This is a genomic window from Acinetobacter sp. 12966, assembly GCF_031196995.1.
GTDB lineage: Bacteria > Pseudomonadota > Gammaproteobacteria > Pseudomonadales > Moraxellaceae > Acinetobacter > Acinetobacter geminorum.
The window spans coordinates 1-209 of record NZ_JAVIMC010000013.1 but is presented as its reverse complement, the minus strand read 5'-3'; the positions used below and the strand labels follow the sequence as shown (position 1 = coordinate 209).

At 41.6% G+C, this 209-nt stretch carries 1 protein-coding gene; it reads left to right on the top strand.

All coding sequences use genetic code 11. From position 1 onward, the window contains the following. Positions 1 to 209 (top strand): site-specific DNA-methyltransferase (locus RFW85_RS02965; RefSeq protein WP_309171114.1); only part of this gene is annotated, 209 nt, incomplete at both ends.

Sequence of the window (209 nt, the reverse complement as noted above, 5' to 3'; positions counted from 1 at the left end):
CTTACTCGTAATAAGCGCAGTGTTTGGCAAGTTTCTACAAAGCCATACAAGGGTGCTCATTTCGCAACATTTCCAATGGACTTAATCGAGCCATGTGTATTAGCAGGATCTCGAGTCAATGATGTTGTATTTGACCCATTCATGGGATCCGGAACAACAGCAGCTGTAGCACTAATGCATAACCGTAATTATTTAGGGTGTGAATTGAA